This window comes from Phenylobacterium sp. (assembly GCF_030646615.1).
Taxonomy (GTDB): Bacteria; Pseudomonadota; Alphaproteobacteria; order Caulobacterales; family Caulobacteraceae; genus Phenylobacterium.
In genome coordinates this window covers 16,198-35,171 of record NZ_JAUSLG010000011.1, presented here as the reverse complement: position 1 = coordinate 35,171, position 18,974 = coordinate 16,198, and the positions used below count along the sequence as shown (strand labels likewise).

Annotated in this window: 21 protein-coding genes and 1 pseudogene; 14 read left to right on the top strand and 8 right to left on the bottom strand. The window is 68.3% G+C overall.

The annotated features are described in order from the left end of the window. Positions 1 to 26 precede the first annotated feature (26 nt). Positions 27 to 923: a LytTR family DNA-binding domain-containing protein gene (locus Q7S93_RS01385; RefSeq protein WP_304711742.1), complete on the bottom strand. Its 897-nt coding sequence runs from the start codon at positions 921 to 923 to the stop codon at positions 27 to 29. On the opposite strand from Q7S93_RS01385, the gene Q7S93_RS01380 reads away from it, so the two are divergent. Both Q7S93_RS01380 and radC read left to right on the top strand, forming a co-directional pair. Next, a complete protein-coding gene (locus Q7S93_RS01380) occupies positions 922 to 2,118 on the top strand; it encodes an acyltransferase family protein (protein WP_304711740.1) in 1,197 nt (398 codons plus the stop codon). The genes Q7S93_RS01385 and Q7S93_RS01380 overlap by 2 nt on opposite strands. A 16-nt stretch (positions 2,119 to 2,134) precedes the next feature. Beyond that, complete coding sequence (radC, locus tag Q7S93_RS01375) at positions 2,135 to 2,875, top strand: RadC family protein (RefSeq protein ID WP_304711739.1); 741 nt, start codon at positions 2,135 to 2,137, stop codon at positions 2,873 to 2,875. 57 nt (positions 2,876 to 2,932) lie between these two features. Here radC and Q7S93_RS01370 read toward each other — a convergent pair whose 3' ends face one another. The 4 genes from Q7S93_RS01370 to Q7S93_RS01355 all read right to left on the bottom strand — a co-directional run bounded on the left by Q7S93_RS01370 (position 2,933) and on the right by Q7S93_RS01355 (position 4,917). Continuing rightward, positions 2,933 to 3,292 carry a DUF6481 family protein gene (locus tag Q7S93_RS01370; protein WP_304711738.1) on the bottom strand — a complete coding sequence of 120 codons (360 nt, stop codon included), beginning with the start codon at positions 3,290 to 3,292 and terminating at the stop codon, positions 2,933 to 2,935. Then, complete coding sequence (locus Q7S93_RS01365) at positions 3,289 to 3,534, bottom strand: hypothetical protein (protein WP_304711737.1); 246 nt, start codon at positions 3,532 to 3,534, stop codon at positions 3,289 to 3,291. Before Q7S93_RS01365 ends, Q7S93_RS01370 begins: the two co-directional genes overlap by 4 nt. A 227-nt stretch (positions 3,535 to 3,761) precedes the next feature. Continuing rightward, on the bottom strand, positions 3,762 to 4,223 hold the full coding sequence (locus Q7S93_RS01360) for an MliC family protein (protein WP_304711736.1): 462 nt from the start codon (positions 4,221 to 4,223) through the stop codon (positions 3,762 to 3,764). Positions 4,224 to 4,269: 46 nt separating this feature from the next. Next, positions 4,270 to 4,917: a glutathione S-transferase family protein gene (locus Q7S93_RS01355; protein WP_304711734.1), complete on the bottom strand. Its 648-nt coding sequence runs from the start codon at positions 4,915 to 4,917 to the stop codon at positions 4,270 to 4,272. A 103-nt stretch (positions 4,918 to 5,020) separates the two neighbouring features. Here Q7S93_RS01355 and Q7S93_RS01350 point away from each other — a divergent pair, with 103 nt between their 5' ends. From Q7S93_RS01350 to purB, 3 genes are all read left to right on the top strand, one after another. Beyond that, entirely contained in the window at positions 5,021 to 6,406 is a 1,386-nt protein-coding gene (locus Q7S93_RS01350) for a spinster family MFS transporter (protein WP_304711733.1), read from the top strand. 121 nt (positions 6,407 to 6,527) lie between these two features. Next, the gene (locus tag Q7S93_RS01345; protein WP_304711732.1) at positions 6,528 to 7,988 is read left to right on the top strand and encodes a spinster family MFS transporter; all 1,461 of its coding nucleotides are present in this window, start codon (positions 6,528 to 6,530) and stop codon (positions 7,986 to 7,988) included. Positions 7,989 to 8,050: 62 nt separating this feature from the next. Further along, positions 8,051 to 9,355, top strand: a complete 1,305-nt coding sequence (purB, locus tag Q7S93_RS01340; protein ID WP_304711730.1) for an adenylosuccinate lyase — start codon at positions 8,051 to 8,053, stop codon at positions 9,353 to 9,355. 9 nt (positions 9,356 to 9,364) lie between these two features. Here purB and Q7S93_RS01335 read toward each other — a convergent pair whose 3' ends face one another. After that, positions 9,365 to 10,597 carry a cation:proton antiporter domain-containing protein gene (locus Q7S93_RS01335; protein WP_304711727.1) on the bottom strand — a complete coding sequence of 411 codons (1,233 nt, stop codon included), beginning with the start codon at positions 10,595 to 10,597 and terminating at the stop codon, positions 9,365 to 9,367. Between the two features lie 242 nt (positions 10,598 to 10,839). Between Q7S93_RS01335 and Q7S93_RS01330 the strand changes: the two genes are divergently transcribed. Continuing rightward, positions 10,840 to 11,991 carry an acyltransferase family protein gene (locus tag Q7S93_RS01330; RefSeq protein ID WP_304711726.1) on the top strand — a complete coding sequence of 384 codons (1,152 nt, stop codon included), beginning with the start codon at positions 10,840 to 10,842 and terminating at the stop codon, positions 11,989 to 11,991. A 90-nt stretch (positions 11,992 to 12,081) separates the two neighbouring features. Here the strand turns inward: Q7S93_RS01330 and Q7S93_RS01325 are convergent, their stop codons facing one another. Beyond that, the gene (locus Q7S93_RS01325; RefSeq protein WP_304711724.1) at positions 12,082 to 12,405 is read right to left on the bottom strand and encodes a DUF1476 domain-containing protein; all 324 of its coding nucleotides are present in this window, start codon (positions 12,403 to 12,405) and stop codon (positions 12,082 to 12,084) included. A gap of 272 nt (positions 12,406 to 12,677) precedes the next feature. Between Q7S93_RS01325 and purC the strand changes: the two genes are divergently transcribed. From purC to Q7S93_RS01300, 5 genes and pseudogenes are all read left to right on the top strand, one after another. Then, positions 12,678 to 13,433: a phosphoribosylaminoimidazolesuccinocarboxamide synthase gene (purC, locus tag Q7S93_RS01320; RefSeq protein WP_304711722.1), complete on the top strand. Its 756-nt coding sequence runs from the start codon at positions 12,678 to 12,680 to the stop codon at positions 13,431 to 13,433. After that, positions 13,433 to 13,672 (top strand): phosphoribosylformylglycinamidine synthase subunit PurS, encoded by a 240-nt coding sequence (purS, locus tag Q7S93_RS01315; RefSeq protein ID WP_304711721.1) that lies wholly within the window; start codon positions 13,433 to 13,435, stop codon positions 13,670 to 13,672. The genes purC and purS overlap by 1 nt, the downstream gene beginning before the upstream one ends. Next, positions 13,669 to 14,055, top strand: coding sequence for a hypothetical protein (locus Q7S93_RS01310; RefSeq protein WP_304711719.1), 387 nt, complete (start codon positions 13,669 to 13,671; stop codon positions 14,053 to 14,055). The genes purS and Q7S93_RS01310 overlap by 4 nt, the downstream gene beginning before the upstream one ends. Positions 14,056 to 14,113: 58 nt before the next feature. Then, a pseudogene (gene purQ / locus Q7S93_RS01305) lies at positions 14,114 to 14,776 on the top strand (phosphoribosylformylglycinamidine synthase subunit PurQ). Positions 14,777 to 14,854: 78 nt separating this feature from the next. After that, positions 14,855 to 16,051 carry an MFS transporter gene (locus Q7S93_RS01300; protein ID WP_441339424.1) on the top strand — a complete coding sequence of 399 codons (1,197 nt, stop codon included), beginning with the start codon at positions 14,855 to 14,857 and terminating at the stop codon, positions 16,049 to 16,051. On the opposite strand, the gene Q7S93_RS01295 is transcribed toward Q7S93_RS01300, so the two are convergent. Beyond that, complete coding sequence (locus Q7S93_RS01295; protein WP_304711718.1) at positions 15,962 to 16,498, bottom strand: group III truncated hemoglobin; 537 nt, start codon at positions 16,496 to 16,498, stop codon at positions 15,962 to 15,964. The genes Q7S93_RS01300 and Q7S93_RS01295 overlap by 90 nt on opposite strands. 198 nt (positions 16,499 to 16,696) lie before the next feature. On the opposite strand from Q7S93_RS01295, the gene Q7S93_RS01290 reads away from it, so the two are divergent. Genes Q7S93_RS01290 through Q7S93_RS01280 form a run of 3 tightly spaced genes read left to right on the top strand, consistent with a single transcriptional unit; the run spans position 16,697 to position 18,935 of the window. Continuing rightward, positions 16,697 to 17,008 carry a hypothetical protein gene (locus Q7S93_RS01290; RefSeq protein ID WP_304711717.1) on the top strand — a complete coding sequence of 104 codons (312 nt, stop codon included), beginning with the start codon at positions 16,697 to 16,699 and terminating at the stop codon, positions 17,006 to 17,008. Then, complete coding sequence (locus Q7S93_RS01285; RefSeq protein WP_304711715.1) at positions 17,005 to 18,585, top strand: PepSY-associated TM helix domain-containing protein; 1,581 nt, start codon at positions 17,005 to 17,007, stop codon at positions 18,583 to 18,585. Before Q7S93_RS01290 ends, Q7S93_RS01285 begins: the two co-directional genes overlap by 4 nt. After that, entirely contained in the window at positions 18,582 to 18,935 is a 354-nt protein-coding gene (locus Q7S93_RS01280; protein ID WP_304711714.1) for a DUF3325 domain-containing protein, read from the top strand. Before Q7S93_RS01285 ends, Q7S93_RS01280 begins: the two co-directional genes overlap by 4 nt. Positions 18,936 to 18,974 lie beyond the last annotated feature (39 nt).

Here is an 18,974-nt window from a genome sequence, read left to right as displayed (position 1 = left end):
GAACTTTCCCTAATTCGCCGGCCAGATCAGGACGCCGCCGGGGCCCTCAGCCGGTGCAGAGCTTGCGGATATCGCCGCGAGAGCGGGGCGGTCTGCCCCTCATCCAGGGCCACCGCGTAGTCCCCCGAGCCTTCGGGCGTCAGGCCTCGTACGGCCCGGGCGTTCACCAGCCAGGACTTGTGCGTGCGGACGAAGCCCCCAGTTCCAAGCTCTGTCTCCAGGGCGGCCAGCGAGCTGCGCATGAGGGGCCGGCGCCCGTCGCGCAGATGGAACTGCGCATAATTGCCCGCGCTGCTCACCGCCAGGATGTCATCCAGCCGCACGCGCACCAGGCGGGCGCCGTCGCGGATGTCGAAGAGGTTTTCCAAGGGCGCCGCCGGGGCCTCAGGCTGGGCCGGACGCGCCGCGGCCAACAGCCCCGCCATCCCATAGCAGCCGGCGAACATCGCGTAGGCCAGCAGATCCTTCCAGACCTCGTAGCGATATTCGCCCATGGCCACGCCCGGGTCATAGGGCTGGCCCAGCGCCCCGAAGGCGAGGGCGCGAAACAGGATGAACAGCCCCACATGCAGGATGGAAAAGACCAGGGCGGCCGCCCCGTGGGCGATCAGGCGCGGGACCCACGTCCACGTGGTCGTGCCGCGAAGCACCGCCCAGGGCAGCCAGGCCAGGAGGGCGATCCCCAGCCAGCTTGAGCCCTCATAGACCAGGTGTTCGACCACCCGTCCCCGTCCGCCCTGGGTGAACCCCAGCACATTGAGCAGGCACACCGCGGCCGCCACGATCAGGATCAGGCCCCAGCCGATGGCCAGCTGACGCCGCCGCTCGTCCCCGCCGGCCCGCCGCTCATCCCAGAGCGCTTTCGTCCGCCCTGCGACCCCGCCATGGGAAGGGCCGCCCGCCGGTGATGGAGTCTGCGCCATGAACGATCCGAGCCCGCGCCGATATGACCTGGACTGGATCCGCATCGGCGCCTTCTTCCTGCTGATCCTCTACCACGTGGGCATGTTCTATGTGCCCTGGGACTGGCATGTGAAGAGCCCGCACCCGATCGCCTGGCTTGAGCCTGTGATGTTGGCCACCAACCCTTGGCGGCTTTCCCTGTTGTTCCTGGTCTCCGGTGCGGCGACCCGCTTCATGGCCGACAAGCTGGCGCCCAGCATCCTGGCAGGACAGCGCACGGCAAGGCTCCTGCCGCCGCTGGTCTTTGGCATGTTGATCGTCGTGCCGCCCCAGTCCTATTACGAAATCGTCGAGCAGCTGGGCTTCGACCAGGGCTATCTCGCCTTCTATGGCCGTTACCTGACGGCGTCGGGGAACTGGTGCGACGCCGACGGCTGCCTGATCACGCCCACCTGGAACCACCTGTGGTTCGTGGCCTATCTGCTGGTCTACACCCTGGTCCTGGCAGGGCTCATCGCCTGGGGCAGGCCCGCCCTGATCCGTCTGGAACAGGCGTTGGCGCGCCTCCCGGCCTGGACGCTCCTGCTCGCCCCCATCGTGTTTCTGGGGCTCGCCCGCGCCGTCCTCTTGCCGAGGTTCGGCGTGACCCACGCCCTGGTGGACGACGGGTACAACCACGTCCTGTCGTTCAGCATGTTCCTGTTCGGCTATCTCACGGCCAAGTCCGAGGCGGTGCGGACGCGTCTGATCGCCCTGCGCTGGCCGGCCCTCGCCCTGGCGGTCTGCGCCTATCTGGCCTTCAGCCTCTATGCCTGGACCTGGCGGGACGCCGCGACCGATCCCGCCGCCAGCCTCGTCCTGGCCATGCGCTTCGTCTACGCCGTCGATCAATGGGGCGCCATCATCGCCATACTGGGCTTCGGCGCCAGACACCTGAATCGCAGCCATCCGGCCCTGAGCTACCTGACCCTGGCGGTCTTCCCCTACTACATCGTCCACCAGACGGTGATCGTCGTCGCCGGCCATCACCTGGCGCAGGCGGGGCTGCCCCAGGCGCTGGAGGCCGCCCTGCTGATCAGCCTGACCGTCGCCGCCTGCGGCGCCACCTATGAAGTTGTCCGCCGGGTTCCCCTGCTCCGCCCGCTGTTCGGGTTGAAGCCGGAGGCGCCGGCCGTGACGACGGCAGAACGGGTCTTGCCAATCCGGAACGGATAAGGAACATTCTGGCGCCATGTCCGACGCCTCAGGCCTGTCCGAAGATCTTTCCCGCCAGGCCGAGCTCTGGGCCGCGGCGGAGGTGAAGCCGCATCATCTGGGGCATCGGGAGCGTTTGCGGGATCGGGCGCTCAACGGCGGGATCGAGGCCTTGCCCGACTACGAATTGCTGGAGATGCATCTCTTCCGCGCGATCCCCCGGGGCGACGTCAAGCCGTTGGCCAAGGCGCTTCTGGCGCGGTTTGGGTCGCTCGCCGCCGTGCTCGGCGCCTCGGTGGCCGAACTGCGAAGCGTCAAGGGCGTCGGTCCGTCGGTGGCTCTGGATCTGAAGCTGTTGCATCACACCGCCCTGCGCATCGGCCGCGAACAGGTCGCCCGGCGGACGGTGATCACCTCATGGAGCCAGTTGCTGGCCTATGTGAAGCTGGCCCTGGCGCACGAGGCCCGCGAGCAGTTCCGGGTCCTGTTCCTGGACAAGAAGAACCAGCTGATCGCCGATGAGGTTCAGAACCACGGCACGGTGGACCACGCGCCGGTCTATCCCCGGGAGGTGATGCGCCGGGCGCTCGAGCTGTCGGCGAGCGCCATCATCCTGGTTCACAACCATCCGTCGGGCGACCCGACGCCGTCATCTGCAGATGTGGATATGACCCGGCAGGTGGTCGAGGCGGGCCGGACCCTGCGCATCGCCGTCCATGATCATCTGGTGGTGGGGCGCGACGGGGTGGCGAGCTTCAAGGCCCTTGGCCTGATGTAGGGCGGCCTCATCGCGTGAGGCGTCGAGGGCGCGACGAACGCGCCCTCCTGGCATCTTCTACTGGCGCGCCTTGCGGGCGGCGTAGCGACGGTCGCGAGCTTCCTTTTGCTCGGCCTTGGTCAGGGCCTTGCGCGCCTTGCGCTCGCCGCGCTTGGCTTCCAGGGCGTCGGCCTCGACCGCTTCGGCGGCCAGACGCGCGGCCTCTTCGGCTTCAGCGGCGGCCTGCTTCTTGGCTTCCTTGGCGGCCTGGCGCTCCTGACGGACCCGCTCCAGCTCAGCCTCGCGCAGGGCGGCGCGTTCAGCAAACTGGGGATCGGCGGCGGCGGCCTTGGGCTTGAAGTTGGCCAGGAGGGCCTTCTTGGCCTCGGCGGCGGTCTTCAGGCGTTCAGAGAAACTCGTGCGGTCGTTTTGGTTCATGTGGAGCTTTCGTCGTGTTGCGCCGCAGGGGCGGCTTCGGGTTCAGAGGGGGTTTCGGCATTGGCTTCGGCCGACCGGAAGGTGGCCGCGCAGATCGCCTGTAGATGACGGCGGACCGAATAGGTGGCCAGCAGGGCGTCCACGGCGCGGAAGCCCTCGCCCTTCAGGCGCTGCTTCAGTTCCGGGAGATCGGCGACTTCGCCGGAGCGAGCGAGGAAATAGGCGCGTTCGAGGGTGGACATGGTCGTCCTCCTAGGTTCAGCAGGTCCGGCGTGGCCACGAGGGTCCTGGCCGCGTCGTTCAAGCACAAGTGTTCGCACCCCCATCCTTGAGGGCGTTCATCAGAATTGCCGGCGAGGATCGAAGTAGGCTCGGGCTCGATCCGAAGAGCGGGCGTGGAGAGCAACCGAACCAGTGCAATGTCCGGTCACCCTAGCATCAATGTGCGGCCGGCGCCAGCGCAGCGGCGTCATGGGGGCGACGCCTCGTCCGGACGCGCGCCCACCGCCTGGGCGGGCCTCGCCTGGGCGACGCGACAGAGCGTCCCCTCCCCTGTCGCCATGGCCTGCCCCGTCTCCAGCCGGCTCAGCACGCCTTCCGCCTGACCCTTGATCCACCACTGCTGGCCGGCGCCCACATAGCGCGCGCCGCTGGCCGCCGGCGCCAGGGTCAGAAGCTTGATCTCCCCACGATATTCGATGAGCGCCGTCTCGTCCCGGCGATAGTCCACCCGCAACCGCTCCCCATTGGCGCAGCGATAGACGACAGCGCTGTCCTCCAGGACCAGCGGGCTCCCCAGGGGCTGGGCCACCGGCTCGACGGCGACGATTTCAGGACTGGGCGCAGGGCCGGCGGCCGGCTCGCAGGCGGTCAGGGCGATCGCGGCGAGAGGGGCCAGCGCCAACGCGTTCAACAACCGGGAACGGACCATGGCGACCTCCAAGGCCAGTGTAACGCCATTCGCGCTTGGCGCTAAATCACGGTGTCGCCCCTGCCCCCTCGGCCTTGGCGTCCGCCTCCCAGGCCAGGAAATCGGCGTCCTGCAGCAGGCGCGCGCCATAGGCGTCGGCGGCCGGGCGGCCGCCGAAGTCGGTCAGCGCCAGGCCGTAGGTTCGCAGGCGCGAGGCGACCGGTGTGAAAAAGGCGTCGGCGATCGACCAGGACCCGGCCAGAAACGGGCCGCCATGCCGGTCCAGCATCAGGTCCCAAAGGGTGGCCAGGCGCTTCAGGTCGCCAGCCAGCGCCTCCGTGACCTCGATCCCGGAGGGCGCCTGGTCGAGCGCCATGGGACAGGCGCTGCGCAGGACTGCGAATCCCGAGTGCATCAGCGCGCTGGCGGCGCGGGCCTGGGCGCGGGCGGCGGGGTCTTCTGGCCAGAGGCGCGCGTCGGGATAGCGCTCGGCCACATACTCGCAGATGGCCAGGGAATCCCAGACCAGCAGGTCGCCATCCTTCAGCACCGGGACCTGGCCGAAGGGGGAATGGGGCGCAATCTGTCCCTGGGTGACCTCGCCCTGCCGCAGATTCACGAGGGTTTCGGTGAACGCGGCCCCGGTCTTGCGCAGCACCAGCCAGGGCCGCAACGACCAAGTGGACCAGCGCTTCGTTCCGATGACCAGCTCCATCCCGACCTCCTCGAAATCTGGGTATCGCACTTGCCCAAGCCCAAGGGAGCCTGTCTAGAGTGCCGCAACGATAAGAAGCCTTATGCCCAGGAGACCAAGCCGTATGACAGACACCGCCGCGCCTGTGGCGCCCACGCCGGACACCGCGCCTGCGCCCGCCGAGGGGATCACGCCGCTCGCCAAGCCGGTTCGGACCTATGCCATGAGCCTGCTGCTCGGCATCTATACGATCAATTTCCTCGATCGGCAGGTGGTGAACATCCTGGCCGAACCGATCAAGCAGGATCTGGGTCTCGCCGACTGGCAGCTCGGCCTGATGAGCGGCCTGGCCTTCGCCCTCTTCTACACCGTCCTGGGCATCCCGATCGCCCGGCTGGCCGAGCGCGGCAACCGGCCGATGATCATCGGCACGGCCGTGGCCGCCTGGAGCGCCTTCACCGCCCTGTGCGGCGTAGCGCAGAACTTCGTCCAGCTGATCCTGTTCCGCATCGGCGTCGGCGTCGGCGAGGCGGGCTGTTCGCCCCCGGCCCACTCGCTGATCAGCGACTATGTGCCCAAGGAAAACCGCTCTACGGCGCTCGCCTTCTATTCCATGGGCACGCCGATCGGCGGGCTTCTCGGCCTGATCTTCGGCGGCCTGATCGCCGACGCCTATGGCTGGCGAGTGGCCTTCTTCGTCGCCGGGGTGCCGGGCATCCTGTTCGCCATCCTGGCCTTCTTCACCCTGCCCGAGCCGCGCAAGGAGCTGGCGCGCCGCACGGTCAAGATCCAGTCGAACTCGGCCACCTTCCCCGAGACCCTGAAGTTCCTGAAGGGCCGCAAGACCTTCTGGTACATCTCCTTCGCCGCGGCGATCAAAGCCTTCATCGGCTATGGCCACGCGCCCTTCACCGCATCCTTCTTCCTGCGCAACTATCCCGACCAGGTGCAGTCCCTGGCCTCCACGGTCGGCGCCACCGTGGGCTATAATCTGCAGTCCATCGGCTTCCTGGGCCTGGCGCTCGGCCTGATGTCGGGGACAGCCGGGGCGCTGGGCTCCTGGCTCGGCGGGTTCATCGCCGACAAGTTCGCCGCCCGCGACCTGCGCGCCCAGATGGTCGCCCCGGCCATCGCCTCCCTGGTCACCATCCCGATCTATATTGCTGCAGTGACGATCGGCAGCGTGCCCCTGGCCCTGCTGCTGCTCACGGTGAACGGCCTGCTGGGCACCATCTGGTATGGCCCGGTCTACGGCACGGCGCAGTCGATCGTGCCGCCGCACATGCGGGCGACGACCTCGGCCATTCTGCTGTTCATCATCAATCTGATCGGCCTGGGCCTTGGCCCGCTCGCCGTGGGCCTGCTCAGCGACTACTTCGCCGTCGGCATGGGCATGGGGTCTGGCGAAGGCGTCCGCTGGGCGCTGATCGTCTCGACCACCTTCGGCCTCGTCGCCTTCTACTGCTTCTGGCGGGCGACCCAGACCATCCGCGAAGACCACGTCGGCTAAGGCCAGCCCGCCCGGCGCCCCTACGGCGTCGGGCGGGGCTCCTTTTGCCCCCTGGCGCGGCGGTCAAGCCTGTGTCCAGATGCCGCCCCATAAGGACGACAACAGTTCGGGGGAGTGAGACGTGACGGCGATCGATCCGGGGGCGGCGAGCGCGCCCAAGCCTTTATATTCAGAGAGCTACAAGACCAGCGTCCTTGGCCTGCTGGTCCTGGCCTACACCTTCAACTTCATCGACCGGACGATCATCTCGACCATCGGTCAGGCGATCAAGGTCGACCTGGGCCTCACCGACACCCAGCTGGGCCTGCTGGGGGGCCTGGCCTTCGCCCTGCTCTACACCACTTTGGGCATCCCGATCGCCCGGCTGGCCGAGCGGCGCAACCGCGTCAACATCATCTCCATCTCGATCGTCATCTGGTCGGCCTTCACCGCCCTGTGCGGCATGGCCAACAACTTCCTGATGCTGATCCTCTTCCGCCTCGGCGTCGGGGTCGGCGAGGCGGGCCTTTCGCCGCCGGCCCATTCGCTGATCTCGGACTATTATGAGCCCCGCCGACGGGCCACGGCCCTGTCGATCTACTCCTTCGGCATTCCGCTGGGCACCATGTTTGGCGCGGTCGCCGGGGGCTGGATCGCCCAGAACATCTCCTGGCGCGCGGCCTTCGTCCTTGTGGGCCTGCCGGGCATCCTGGTGGCCATCGCCCTCAAGCTCTTCGTCAAGGAACCTCCCCGGGGCTATTCCGAGCAGGTTCCCGTGGTCGATACGCCGATGCTGGAGGGCGAGGAGACCGTCCCCCCGGCGACCATCAAGCCGCCCTCCATCCTGGCGGTGGCCAAGCGCATCTTCGGCCGCTGGAGCTTCTTCCACATGGTGGCGGGCATCACCGTCGCCTCCTTCGCCAGCTACGGCACCGGCCAGTATCAGGCCGCCTACTTCATCCGCATGTTCGGCCTGGACCTGGCCACCGTCGGGCTCATCTTCGGCCTGATCGGCGGGGTCGCCGCCGGGGTCGGCACCCTGATGGGCGGCTTCCTCACCGACTGGGCCGGCAAGCGCTCGGGGCGCTGGTACGCCCTGGTGCCGGCCATCGGCCTGCTGGTGGCCTGCCCCCTCTACATCCTGGTCTATCTGCAGAACGACTGGCGCTGGGCCGCAGCCCTGCTGCTGCTGCCGGGCATCTTCCACTACACCTATCTGGGTCCGACTTTCGGGGTGATCCAGAATGCGGTGTCCCTGCGGATGCGGGCCACGGCGACGGCCCTGCTATTCTTCGTCCTGAACCTGATCGCGCTGGGCTTCGGCCCGCCCTTCTGCGGCTGGTGCATCGACATGATCAGCCAGCACCTGTTCGCCGCCAACAATATGGGGGACTTCTTCACCCTCTGCCCCGGCGGCATCGGGGCGCCGGGCGCTGGCCCTGTGGTGGATGCGGCCTGCCGGGCGGCGATCGCAGAAGGCTCCCGCCAGGGGATCATCTGGAACCTGCTGATCTATGCCTGGGCCGGCGTCCACTACCTGCTGGCGGCCATCACCCTGCCCAAGGACATGGCCTCGGCCCTGGCGGCCTCCAACGAAGACTGACCCCTTCGCCTTGACAGGCGGGCGCCTTGGCCTCCATCAGCCGGTGTCCAAGGAGCCCGCCTATGATCCCCCGCTACGCCCGCGCCGCCGCCGCCGACATCTGGTCCCCCCAGACCCGGTTTTCGATCATGTTCGAGATCGAGGCCCACGCCGCCGACGCCATGGCGGACCTCGGGGTGATTCCGAAGGAAGCGGCGGAGACCATCTGGGCCAAGGGCCGCGACGTGATCTGGGACGCCGAGCGCATCGACGCCATCGAGCGTGAGGTGAAGCACGACGTCATCGCCTTCCTGACCCACGTCACCGAGGTGGTCGGGCCGGAAGCCCGCTTCCTGCACCAGGGCATGACGTCGTCGGACGTGAACGACACGGCCCTGGCCGTCCAGCTCAGCCGGGCCACCGACCTGCTGATCGAGGACGTGGACCTGGTTCTCGCCGCCCTGAAGAAGCGCGCCTTCGAACACCGCATGACCCCCTGCGTCGGCCGCAGCCACGCCATCCACGCCGAGCCGACCACCTTCGGCCTCAAGCTCGCCGGCCACTATGCCGAGTTCCAGCGCGCCAAGGAGCGCCTGGCCATGGCCAAGTTCGAGATCGCCACCTGCGCCATCTCCGGCGCCGTCGGCACCTTCGCCAATGTCTCGCCGCAGGTCGAAGCCCACGTGGCCGAAAAGATGGGCCTGGCGGTGGAGCCGGTCTCCACCCAGGTGATCCCGCGGGACCGCCACGCAGCCTATTTCTGTGCGCTCGCCGTCGTCGCCTCGTCCATCGAGCGCCTGGCCGTCGAGATCCGCCACCTGCAGCGCACCGAGGTGCTCGAAGCCGAGGAGGCCTTCGATGTGGGCCAGAAGGGCTCGAGCGCCATGCCGCACAAGCGCAACCCGATCCTCACCGAGAACCTGACGGGCCTCGCCCGCCTGATCCGCTCGGCCGCGGTCCCTGCGCTGGAGAATGTCGCCCTGTGGCACGAACGCGACATCAGCCACTCCTCGGTCGAGCGCGGCATCGCGCCCGACGCCACCATCCATATGGACTTCGCCCTGCGCCGCCTGGCCGGTGTCATGGAGCGGCTGGTGGTCTATCCGGAGAACATGGCCAAGAACCTCGATCGTCTGGGCGGCCTGGTGCATTCCCAGCGGGTGCTGCTGGCCCTGACCCAGAAGGGCTCCTCACGGGAGGGCGGCTATGCGGCGGTCCAGCGCAACGCCATGAAGGTCTGGCGCGGCGAGGGGAACTTCCTGGACTTCCTCAAGGCCGATCCCGAGATCACCCTGGCCGATGAGGAGTTGGAGGCGCTGTTCGACCTGGGCTACCACTTCAAACACGTGGACACGGTCTTCGCCCGGGTGTTCGGCGAGCAGGCCTAGGCCAGCACGTCACGGTTGGGCCGGGACCACGCTCTCCGCCTGATCGCCCGTGGGGGGCTCGCTGTCTTCGGGCCGGGCCAGCCGGTCGGCCAGGCGGAAGACGAAGGGGTTGGCCAGGATCGAGATCAGGGCGCCGGCCAGCACCAGGTCGTGGGTCTCCCGGGCCATGATCCCCACCGACACCCCAACGCCCGCCAGGATGAACGAGAACTCGCCGATCTGGGCGAGGCTGGCGGCGATCATCAGGCTCGAGCGCTTCTCCATCCTGAACAGGCTGGTGATGGCGAGCGCGGCGGCGGACTTGCCGACCACCACGATCAGCACGACGGCGATCACCGCCAAGGGCCGCTCGACGATCACCATCGGATCGAACAGCATGCCGACCGAGACGAAGAACAGCACGGCGAAGGCGTCCCGCAGCGGCAGGGAGCGCTCGGCGGCGTTGTGGCCCAGGGGCGAGCTGCTCAGCACCACGCCGGCCACGAAGGCGCCCAGGGCGAAGGAGGCCCCGAACACCGCATAGGCCAGATAGGCGATGCCCAGCGCAATGGCGAGCACCCCCAGGGTGAAGAGTTCGCGCGACTTGGTGTGGGCGATCCGCACCAGCAGCCAGGGCAGGACGCGCGAACCCACAATCATCATGAAAGCCAGGAAGATGGCGATCTGAACCAGGGTCGAGCCGATGCGCAGGGCGACCTCGCCAGCGCTGGTCCCGGCCTGATTGAGCGCCATCAGCGGCACCAGGACCAGGGCGATGACCATCACCAAGTCCTCGACGATGAGCCATCCCACGGCGGTCTGACCAGCCTCGGTCTTGAGCGCCTTGCGCTCCTCGATGGCGCGCAGCAGCACCACGGTGGAGGCCACCGACAGGGTCAGCCCGAAAAGCGCCGCCTCGCCGTTTGAAAATCCCAGAAGCCGCCCGACGCCCCAGCCCAGGACCGTCGCCACGGCGATCTGCACCACCGCGCCCGGCACGGCCACCCGCCGCACCTTCAGAAGGTCGGCCGGCGAAAAGTGCAGTCCCACCCCGAACATCAGCAGGATGACCCCGATCTCCGCCAGCTGTCCCGCCAACGAAACGTCGGCCACCCAGCCCGGCGTGAACGGCCCCACAGCCACCCCCGCCAGCAGGTACCCCACCAGCGGGGACAGCTTCAGCCGGTTGGCCAGCATGCCGAAGACGAAGGCCAGGACGAAGCCGGCCACCAGCGTCAGGATCAGGGAATCATCGTGAGGCATCGCATCTCCAAGACATCATGCGCGGCCGGCCCGCAGGCGCTCGTCAGCGCGCCGCCCCCTGGGGTCTATTCCTGGTAGCCGATCCCGCCCGTGTACGCTATTGGCGCCACAGGTGCGCGACGGCCCAATCCTGGCGCCGCTCCGCATTCGTGCCTTGGCGCCTCTTTGTGGTCATGGGCGTTCTGGACAACGATCCGCCGGATTCTCGCCAAGACGAGGGCCGCCATCGGAGGACGCAAGGCTTGATCATCTCGACGGCGCGGCGCGCGGATATCGACTGGCTCCGGATCGGCGCCTTCGGCGTCCTGATCCTCTATCATGTCGGTCTCGTTTACGCCCCCTGGGACTGGCACGTGAACAGCCAGCATCGGGTCGACGCCCTTCAATATGTGGCCCTGGCCAGCAATCCCTGGCGTCTCAGCCTGCTTTTCCTCATTTCCGGCGCCGCCCTGAGATTCATGACCGTACGCCGGCGCACCTCGGAGGTCGTCGGCGCGCGCATGGCCCGTCTGGCTCCGCCGCTTCTGTTCGGCGTCCTGGTTCTGGTGCCGCCCCAGGCGTGGCTGGAGGCCCTGGACAAGGGCTGGTGGACGGGGGGGTTCGCCGCCTTCTGGCTGAAGGAGTTCTCCATCGCGGGTCTGGCGGACGGCGTGCCGCTCAACCACCTGTGGTTCATCCTCTATATCGGGGTCTACAGCCTCTTGACCCTGGCGGTCCTGTCCCGGGATACGCGCCTCGAAAGAGCCGAAGCCCTGCTGGCCAAGGCGCTCTCAGGCTGGGGGCTGATCCTTGTCCCCATGGCCTATCTGGCCGCCTGCCGGCTGATTCTGTTTCCGATCTTCGGCCAGACCAATCACCTGCCGAACGACTGGTACAATCACGCCATGTCGCTCGGCCTTTTCGCCCTGGGCTTCGTGCTGGTGGGACGCGACGACATCTGGCGACGCTTCGAGGCCCTTCGCTGGCCTCTGCTGGTCACGGCTCTCACGGCGCTTGCGACCCTGATCGTGCTGCAGGCCCTGGCCCCGGACTCCGCCTGGGTCGCAACTGTGCGGCGCACGGTGTTCGCCATCGACCAATGGGCCACCCTGGGCGCCATCCTTGGCTTTGGCAGCCTCCATCTCCGGGAGGCGGACGGCCCGGTCCGGCGCTATCTCACCGACGCCATCTTTCCCTGCTATCTCGCCCACCAGACCCTGCTGGTGATCGCAGCCTTCGTGCTGAAGCCCTACGCCCTGCCCGTCGGAGTGGAAGCCGCCATCCTGGTCGCGGTCACCATTGGCGGCAGCCTGCTGGTCTATGAAGGCGTGCGCAGAGTCGGGCCGCTCCGCCCTCTCTGGGGCCTGAAGCCGATGGCGCCCAGCCTGGCGGCCCCGCCGCCGGCGACGGCCTGAGCACGACCGACCAACCGCCGGCGCCGGCAGGTTCAATATTCAGAAACTGGAGATTAGAGGCGCACGCTGCTGCGAGCGCCTCTCGCGGGGCTATTCGCCGGTGCGAAACTGTTCGCGGGCCTGGGCCAGGAACTCGTCCATCTTCATGCGGACCTCGCCCTCAGAGACCTGGACGCCGGAGCCCTTCAGGTCTTCGAAGACCTTGCGCAGGACGTCCTCGTCGCCGGGTTGCTCGAGGTCGGAGCGGACCACGGCTTGCGCATAGGTCGCCACACGATCCTCGGCAAGGCCCATCAGGCCAGCCGCCCATTCACCCAGCATGCGGTTGCGCCGCGCGCTGGCCTTGAATTCCTGTTCCTGATCGAGCGCGAACTTTCTTTCGAAGCCCCTCTCACGATCGTCAAACGTGGTCATGCGTTCCCCGATAAGCGACACATCGCAGGCTCCATACCCCCCACTGGGCGAGCCCGCAATCGAAACACACAAGTGGCGAGATGTTCGCAGGCGCGACGGCGCGACGCACGAAAGGCCCCAGCGCAGGTTTGCGCACCTTGCGCCCATCCGCTAATTTCCGCGCGCCTCATGTCGAACGAGAGGCCGAGTCGGGACCGCGCGTGGACGTCCGCTGCGCGCGTTTTTTCATTTCCGACCGCGGCAAGCCCTCGTTCTGGGAGAAGGCGTTGCAGATGACCCGCCGCAAAAAGATTTACGAGGGCAAGGCCAAGATCCTCTACGAGGGTCCAGAGCCGGGCACCTTGATCCAGTATTTCAAGGACGACACCACCGCCTTCGACGCGACCAAGAAGGCCGTGCTGGAGGGCAAGGGCGTCATCAACAATCGCATCAGCGAATATGTGATGACCCGCCTGAACTCGATCGGGGTGCAGAACCACTTCATCAAGCGCCTGAACCTGCGCGAGCAGCTGATCCGCGAGGTGGAGATCATTCCGCTGGAGGTGGTGTGCCGCAACATCGCCGCGGGTTCGCTGTCCACACGGCTGGGGCTGCCCGAGGGCCAGGCCCTGCCCCGCTCGATCATCGAGTTCTTCCTGAAGGACGACAAGCTCCACGACCCGATGGTCACCGAGGAGCACATCACCGCCTTCAACTGGGCCTCCACCCAGGAGATCGACGACATCATGGCGCTCACCCTGCGGGTGAACGACTTCCTCACCGGCATGTTCGGCGCCGTCGGCATCACCCTGGTGGACTTCAAGATCGAGTTCGGCCGCATCTGGGAGAACGACTTTGGTCGGGTCATCCTGGCCGACGAGATCAGCCCCGACTCCTGCCGCCTGTGGGACTCGGTCACCAATGAGAAGCTCGACAAGGACCGCTTCCGCCGCGACCTGGGCGATGTGATCGAGAGCTATACCGAGGTAGCCCGCCGCCTGGGCATCATGAAGGAAATGCCCACCGTGATCCAAGGAGGACTCCACTAGTGAAGGCCAAGGTCCACGTCTTCCTCAAGCCCGGCGTTCTGGACGTCCAGGGCAAGGCCGTCGAGCAGGCCCTGCACGGCCTGGGCTGGTCCGGCGTCGAGGGCGTCCGCGTCGGCAAGACCATCGAGTTCGACCTCAAGGCCGCCGACCGCGCCGCCGCCGAGGTCGAGGTCAAGGCCATGTGCGACAAGCTGCTGGCCAATACGGTCATCGAAAGCTACCGGGTCGAGCTGGCGTGAGGGCCTGGGGCGCCCTGGCGCCTGGCCTGCTGGCATTCGGTCTGGCGGCCTGCGCGCCCGCCGCGCCCGAGCCCGTCGCGGCGTTCCAGCTGGACTGCGCCCAGGGCTTCGACGCCATCCGCAGCGAGATCCTCGCCCGCCCGGGCCTGAAGCCGGCGCCCGATGCGCCTGGAGAGCCCTACGAGATCTTCAATGAAGAAACCGGCCGGGCCTCCTACATACTGACCAGGCCCGAGGCCCCGGCCCATCCCGCGGTCTTCGTCCAGACCGCCACCCGACGGGACGGCGCCCGGGTCATGGACCATGAAGGCTGCGCCTTCGGCGACGCCGCCGAATACGATCAGCTTCTCGCCTACTGGGAGTCCCTCGCCGCCGCGCGGTGACCACCAGTCTCCCGGCTCCGGCCGGCTCAACTTTGGAACGACCAGGTTCGAACGCGACATGAAAGCCGCCGTCATCGTCTTCCCCGGCTCCAACTGCGACCGCGACTGCAAGGTCGCCGTGGAGCGCTCCACCGGCGCCCAGGTGGACATGGTCTGGCACGGCGACACCGCCCTGCCCGAAGGCCTGGACCTGATCGTCCTGCCGGGCGGGTTCTCCTATGGCGACTATCTGCGCTGCGGGGCCATGGCCGCCCTCTCGCCGGTGATGACCGAGGTCAAGGCCGCCGCCGGGCGGGGCGTCGCCACGGTGGGGATCTGCAACGGCTTTCAGGTGCTCTGCGAGGCCGGCCTGCTGCCCGGCGCCCTGCTGCAGAACGAGCGCCTGAAATAGGTCTGCAAGCCCGTCAGCCTTGAGGTCACCAACGCCCAGACCCGCTTCACCTCGGGCTACGGGAGCCGCCGCGAGGTGGTCATGACGGTGGGCAATGGCGAGGGGAACTATTTCGCCGACGAGGCCACCCTCGACCGGCTGGAGGGCGAGGGCCAGGTGGTGTTCCGCTACCAGGACAATCCCAACGGCTCGGCCCGGGCCATCGCTGGGATCGTCAACGCCAAGGGCAATGTGCTGGGCATGATGCCCCACCCGGACCGCGCCTTCGAGGCCGAGCTGGGCTCGGCCGACGGCGCGCTGCTGTTCCAGAGCGCGCTCGCCAGCGCCTGAGGCCGCCGCAAAAACTTCGCGACGTATAACGGCGCATTAGCATGGCTTGATCGGCCCAGGCGGGCTATGCGCAGGCCCATGTCTTCGGTCCAGTCCGCCCTGCCGCCCCCCAGTCCTCTGGCCGTCCCGGTCCTGATGGGGGTGGTGTTCCTGAGCCTGATCGGCTTTGGGGTGGTGATCCCGCTCCTGCCCTTCTACGCCGTAGTGTTCTCCGCCACGGCCTGGCAGGTCACCCTGATGTTCGCGGTGTTCGCCGCAGGCCAGTTCTTCGGCGAGCTGATCTGGGGTCGGCTGTCGGACCGCATCGGCCGCAAACCGGTGATCCTGGGCACCATCCTGATGGCGGCCCTGGGCTATGTGGCCCTGGCCTACGCCCCCAATATCTGGTTCGCCGTCGCCGCCCGCGCTGTGGCCGGCGTCTTCAGCGGCAACATCTCGACCATCCAGGGCTATATCGTCGACGTGACGCCGCCGGAGAAGCTGGCCGGGCGCCTGGGCCTGATCGGCTCGGCCTTCGGCATCGGCTTTGTGGTGGGCCCTCTGCTCGGCGGATTGCTGGCCCGCCCGGAACTCGGCGCGGCAGGCTTCCAGCCTCCCCTGCTCACCGCCGCCGCCCTCTGTGTCGCCGGCGCGGTGGGCGCAGCCGTCTTCGTGCGCGAGAGCCGCAGCCGCGCAGCAGCAGGCGTCCAGCGTCCCGGCCCGCTTCAGGCCCTGGCCAGCACCCTGGCCGACCCGGTCCTGCGGCGATTGATGGGCGGCACCTTCCTCTCCTTCGCCGGCTTCTCGGCCATGTGGTCCATCTTCGGCCTCTGGGGAGCTGCGGAATACGGCTGGGACCCGAAGATGATCGGCTTCGTCATGGCCCTGACCGGCGTCGCCGCAGCCACCAGCCAGGGCCTGCTGGCCGGCTGGGCGGTCAAGCGGATCGGCGAGCGGCCCACCGTGCTGATCGGCCTGACGGTCACAGCTGTCTTCCTGTTCCTGGAGGCGCTTGGGCCGCCGGTCACCGTGGCCATCATCCTGATGATCATCCTGGTGATCGGCCACACCACCAGCCAGCCGGCCACGTCGTCGCTGATCTCCAGGGCTGCGCCGGCCGGACGCCAGGGCGAGACGCTGGGGGCCAACAATGCGTCCAGCGCCGCAGCCCGCGTGCTCGGCCCGGTGATGGCGGGCTTCCTTTTCTCAGGTGTGGGGACCTGGGCGCCCTTTGTCCTGGCGGGAGTCCTGATCCTGCCGGCCGCGCTGCTCATCGGCCTGGGCGACCGGCGCTGAGCGCACCGGCGGCAGCTCGCCCCGGGCTACGGCCATACCCATCTGCAGGCTCCGGGCGATCATCTCGGCCCGGGCGATGAACAGCTCGGCCGCAGGCGGTTCGCAGGTCTCCGCCGCCGTCGTGCGCCATATGGCCAGCCAGTGGGCGAAGTGCTCGCCCCCGACGCTGGTCAGGCGCATGTGGGCCGGCATGGGCGCGCCCCTGAACCGGCCGGTCGCCAGGGTGACCGAGGACCAGAAGTCGCAGAGCTTCTCCAGGTGCCCGCCCCAGTCGGCGATCTTGGCCTCGAAGATCGGCCCCAGCATGGGGTCGGCCCGCACCTTGCCGTAGAAGGCGTGGACCTGAGCCTGGATGACCGCCTCGGTGACGCCGGCCGCCCGCCCAGGCGCCAGGGCCAGACGGCGGGCGGCGGCGGCGGCGCGCTCTTCGGGGGTGATGTCTCGCATGGCGCCATCCTGCCGCATGGGAATGAGGGCGCGCCACTCCGGAGCGATACTTATCGTTCGCTATTAGGAATCGTTTGCAACTAGGCCAGATGCGGTTAGGAAGGGCGCACGCTTGCCCGCACCGTCCTGGAGGCTGATCTTGTCCTGCGCCTGGCCTTTCGCCCCTTGGCTCGTCCCCCCGCGTCGGGAGGTCCGATCGTGAGCGGCAGGGTTGTGCGCGCGCCCCTGTGGCAGAGATGCGCCGACGTGGCCGCCCGGGCCGTGGCGGCCATCGGCCTGGGCTATCTGGTCGCCGCCCTGGCCGCGGCCGCCCTGGCGCGCTGGCTGCCGGCGCCGCGGCTCGAGGCGACCATGATCGGCAGCCTGGCCTCCTTCGCCATCTTCGCCGCCGTCGCCATGTGGGCCTTCGCCGCCCGCGAAGCCTGGCGGGTCTGGGCCTTTGGCTGCCTGGTTGCTTCGGGTCTGGCGGTGCTGATCTGGCTGTCCCTGCTGATGGAGCCGCGCCTGTGAAGGGATCGTTCCGCCAATCGATGGCCTGGCTCCACACCTGGTCGGGTCTGGTGTTCGGCTGGGTGCTGTTCGCAATGTTCCTGACCGGCACGGCCAGCTATTTCCGCCCCGAGATCACCCGGTGGATGGAGCCGGAGACCGGCCGCCCGGCCAGCTACGCCCAGGCGGCCCAAGGCGCCGTCGCCTATCTGACCAAGACCGCGCCTGACGCAGAGAGCTGGTCGATCACCCTGCCTGACGAGCGCCAGGCCACAGCGCGCCTCTTCTGGCGACCAGCGCCGACGCCAGGCGAAGAGGCGCCGCGGCGACGCGGCCGAGGCGACAACCGGGCCGTCCTTGACGCGGCGACCGGCGAACCGGTGAGCCCCCGCGACACCCGTGGCGGCGAGTTCTTCTATCGGGTGCATTTCCAGATGCACTATCTGCCCGTGCTGCAGGGACGTTGGGTGGCGGGCCTGTGCGCCATGTTCATGCTGGTGGCGATCCTGTCTGGGGTGGTCACCCACAAGCGGATCTTCAAGGACTTCTTCACCTTCCGGCCGCGCAAGGCCGCCCAGCGGTCCTGGCTGGACGCCCACAACCTGACCGCCGTCCTCGCCCTGCCCTTCCACCTGATGATCACCTATACCGGCCTGGTCACCCTGATGGGCCTCTACATGCCCTGGGGGGTCACGGCGAACTACAAGGCGCCGGAGACCTATTTCGAAGCCATGTTCCCGAGGGCCGAAGAGGTCGAACGCAGCGGCGTGGCCGCCCCCCTGGCCAACCTGCCCGGCGTGCTGGAGACCGCGTCTGAGCAATGGGGCGGCGGGCGGCCCTGGATCGTCAATGTCAGCAACCCCGGGGACGCCTCGGCCGTCATCGAGGTCACCCGCCATTCCGGCGACCAGCTGGCCTATGCCGGCGGAACCCTGGCCTTCAATGGGGTCACTGGCCAGCTGATCTCGGCGACCCCAGAACCGGGCCCAGCGGTCCTCACCAACCGCGTCATGTACGGCCTGCACATGGGCCGGTTCGCCGATCCGATCCTGCGCTGGGTCTATTTCCTGTGCAGCCTGGCCGGCTGCGCCATGGTCGCCACAGGGCTCGTCCTCTGGACGGTCAAGCGCCGCGCCCAGCTGCCCGATCCGGATCGACCCCATTTCGGTTTCCGCCTCGTGGAGCGGCTCAACATCGGGACCATAGCCGGCGTCCCGGCCGGCATGGCCGCCATGCTGTGGGCCAACCGCCTGCTGCCCGTCGGCATGGCCGGCCGCGCAGAGTGGGAGGTCCACAGCTTCTTCATCGCCTGGAGCGGAATGATCGCCTGGGCCTGCGCGCGGCCGCCCAGGCGGGCCTGGGTCGAGACCCTGTCGGCCGCCGCATTCCTGGTGGCCGCCCTGCCCCTGGTCAGCGCCGCGACCACTTCACGCAACCTGGTCAGCGCCCTGCTGACCGGCGACTGGGCCATGGTCGCCTTCGACCTCACCCTGCTGGCCCTGGGCGCGGCCCTGGCCTTCTGCGCCCTCAAGGCCGGCGCCTATCGTTCGGCGCCCAAGCCCCGCCGGCGGACCCGGACCGAGGAGGCGCCCGCATGATCCTGACGGCCGCCTTCCTCATGGCCTATGCCGGGTTCGCCGCCCTGTGCCTGTCGATGACCAAGCATCAGGTCGAGACCGTGGGCCGTCGCCTGGTCCCCCGCGAACAGACCCTGGCCAAGGCCGGCGGCGCCGCGGGCCTTGGCGCGGCCTTCGCCTGCGCAGTCGTCGCCGAAGGCTGGCGCTTCGGTTCGGTGCTCTGGAGCGGCCTCATCATGCTGGCCGCCCTGGCGCTGACCCTGCTGCTGGCCTACCGCCCCAGAACCGCCGCCCGTATCGCCGCGGTGAGCGCCTATTTCGCCCCTCTGCTGATCGCCGCCTGGGCCCTGGTGACCTTTATCGGGGCTTGAGGGCGCCCGTGACGCAGCGGTTGGCGCGCCGCGGCGTTC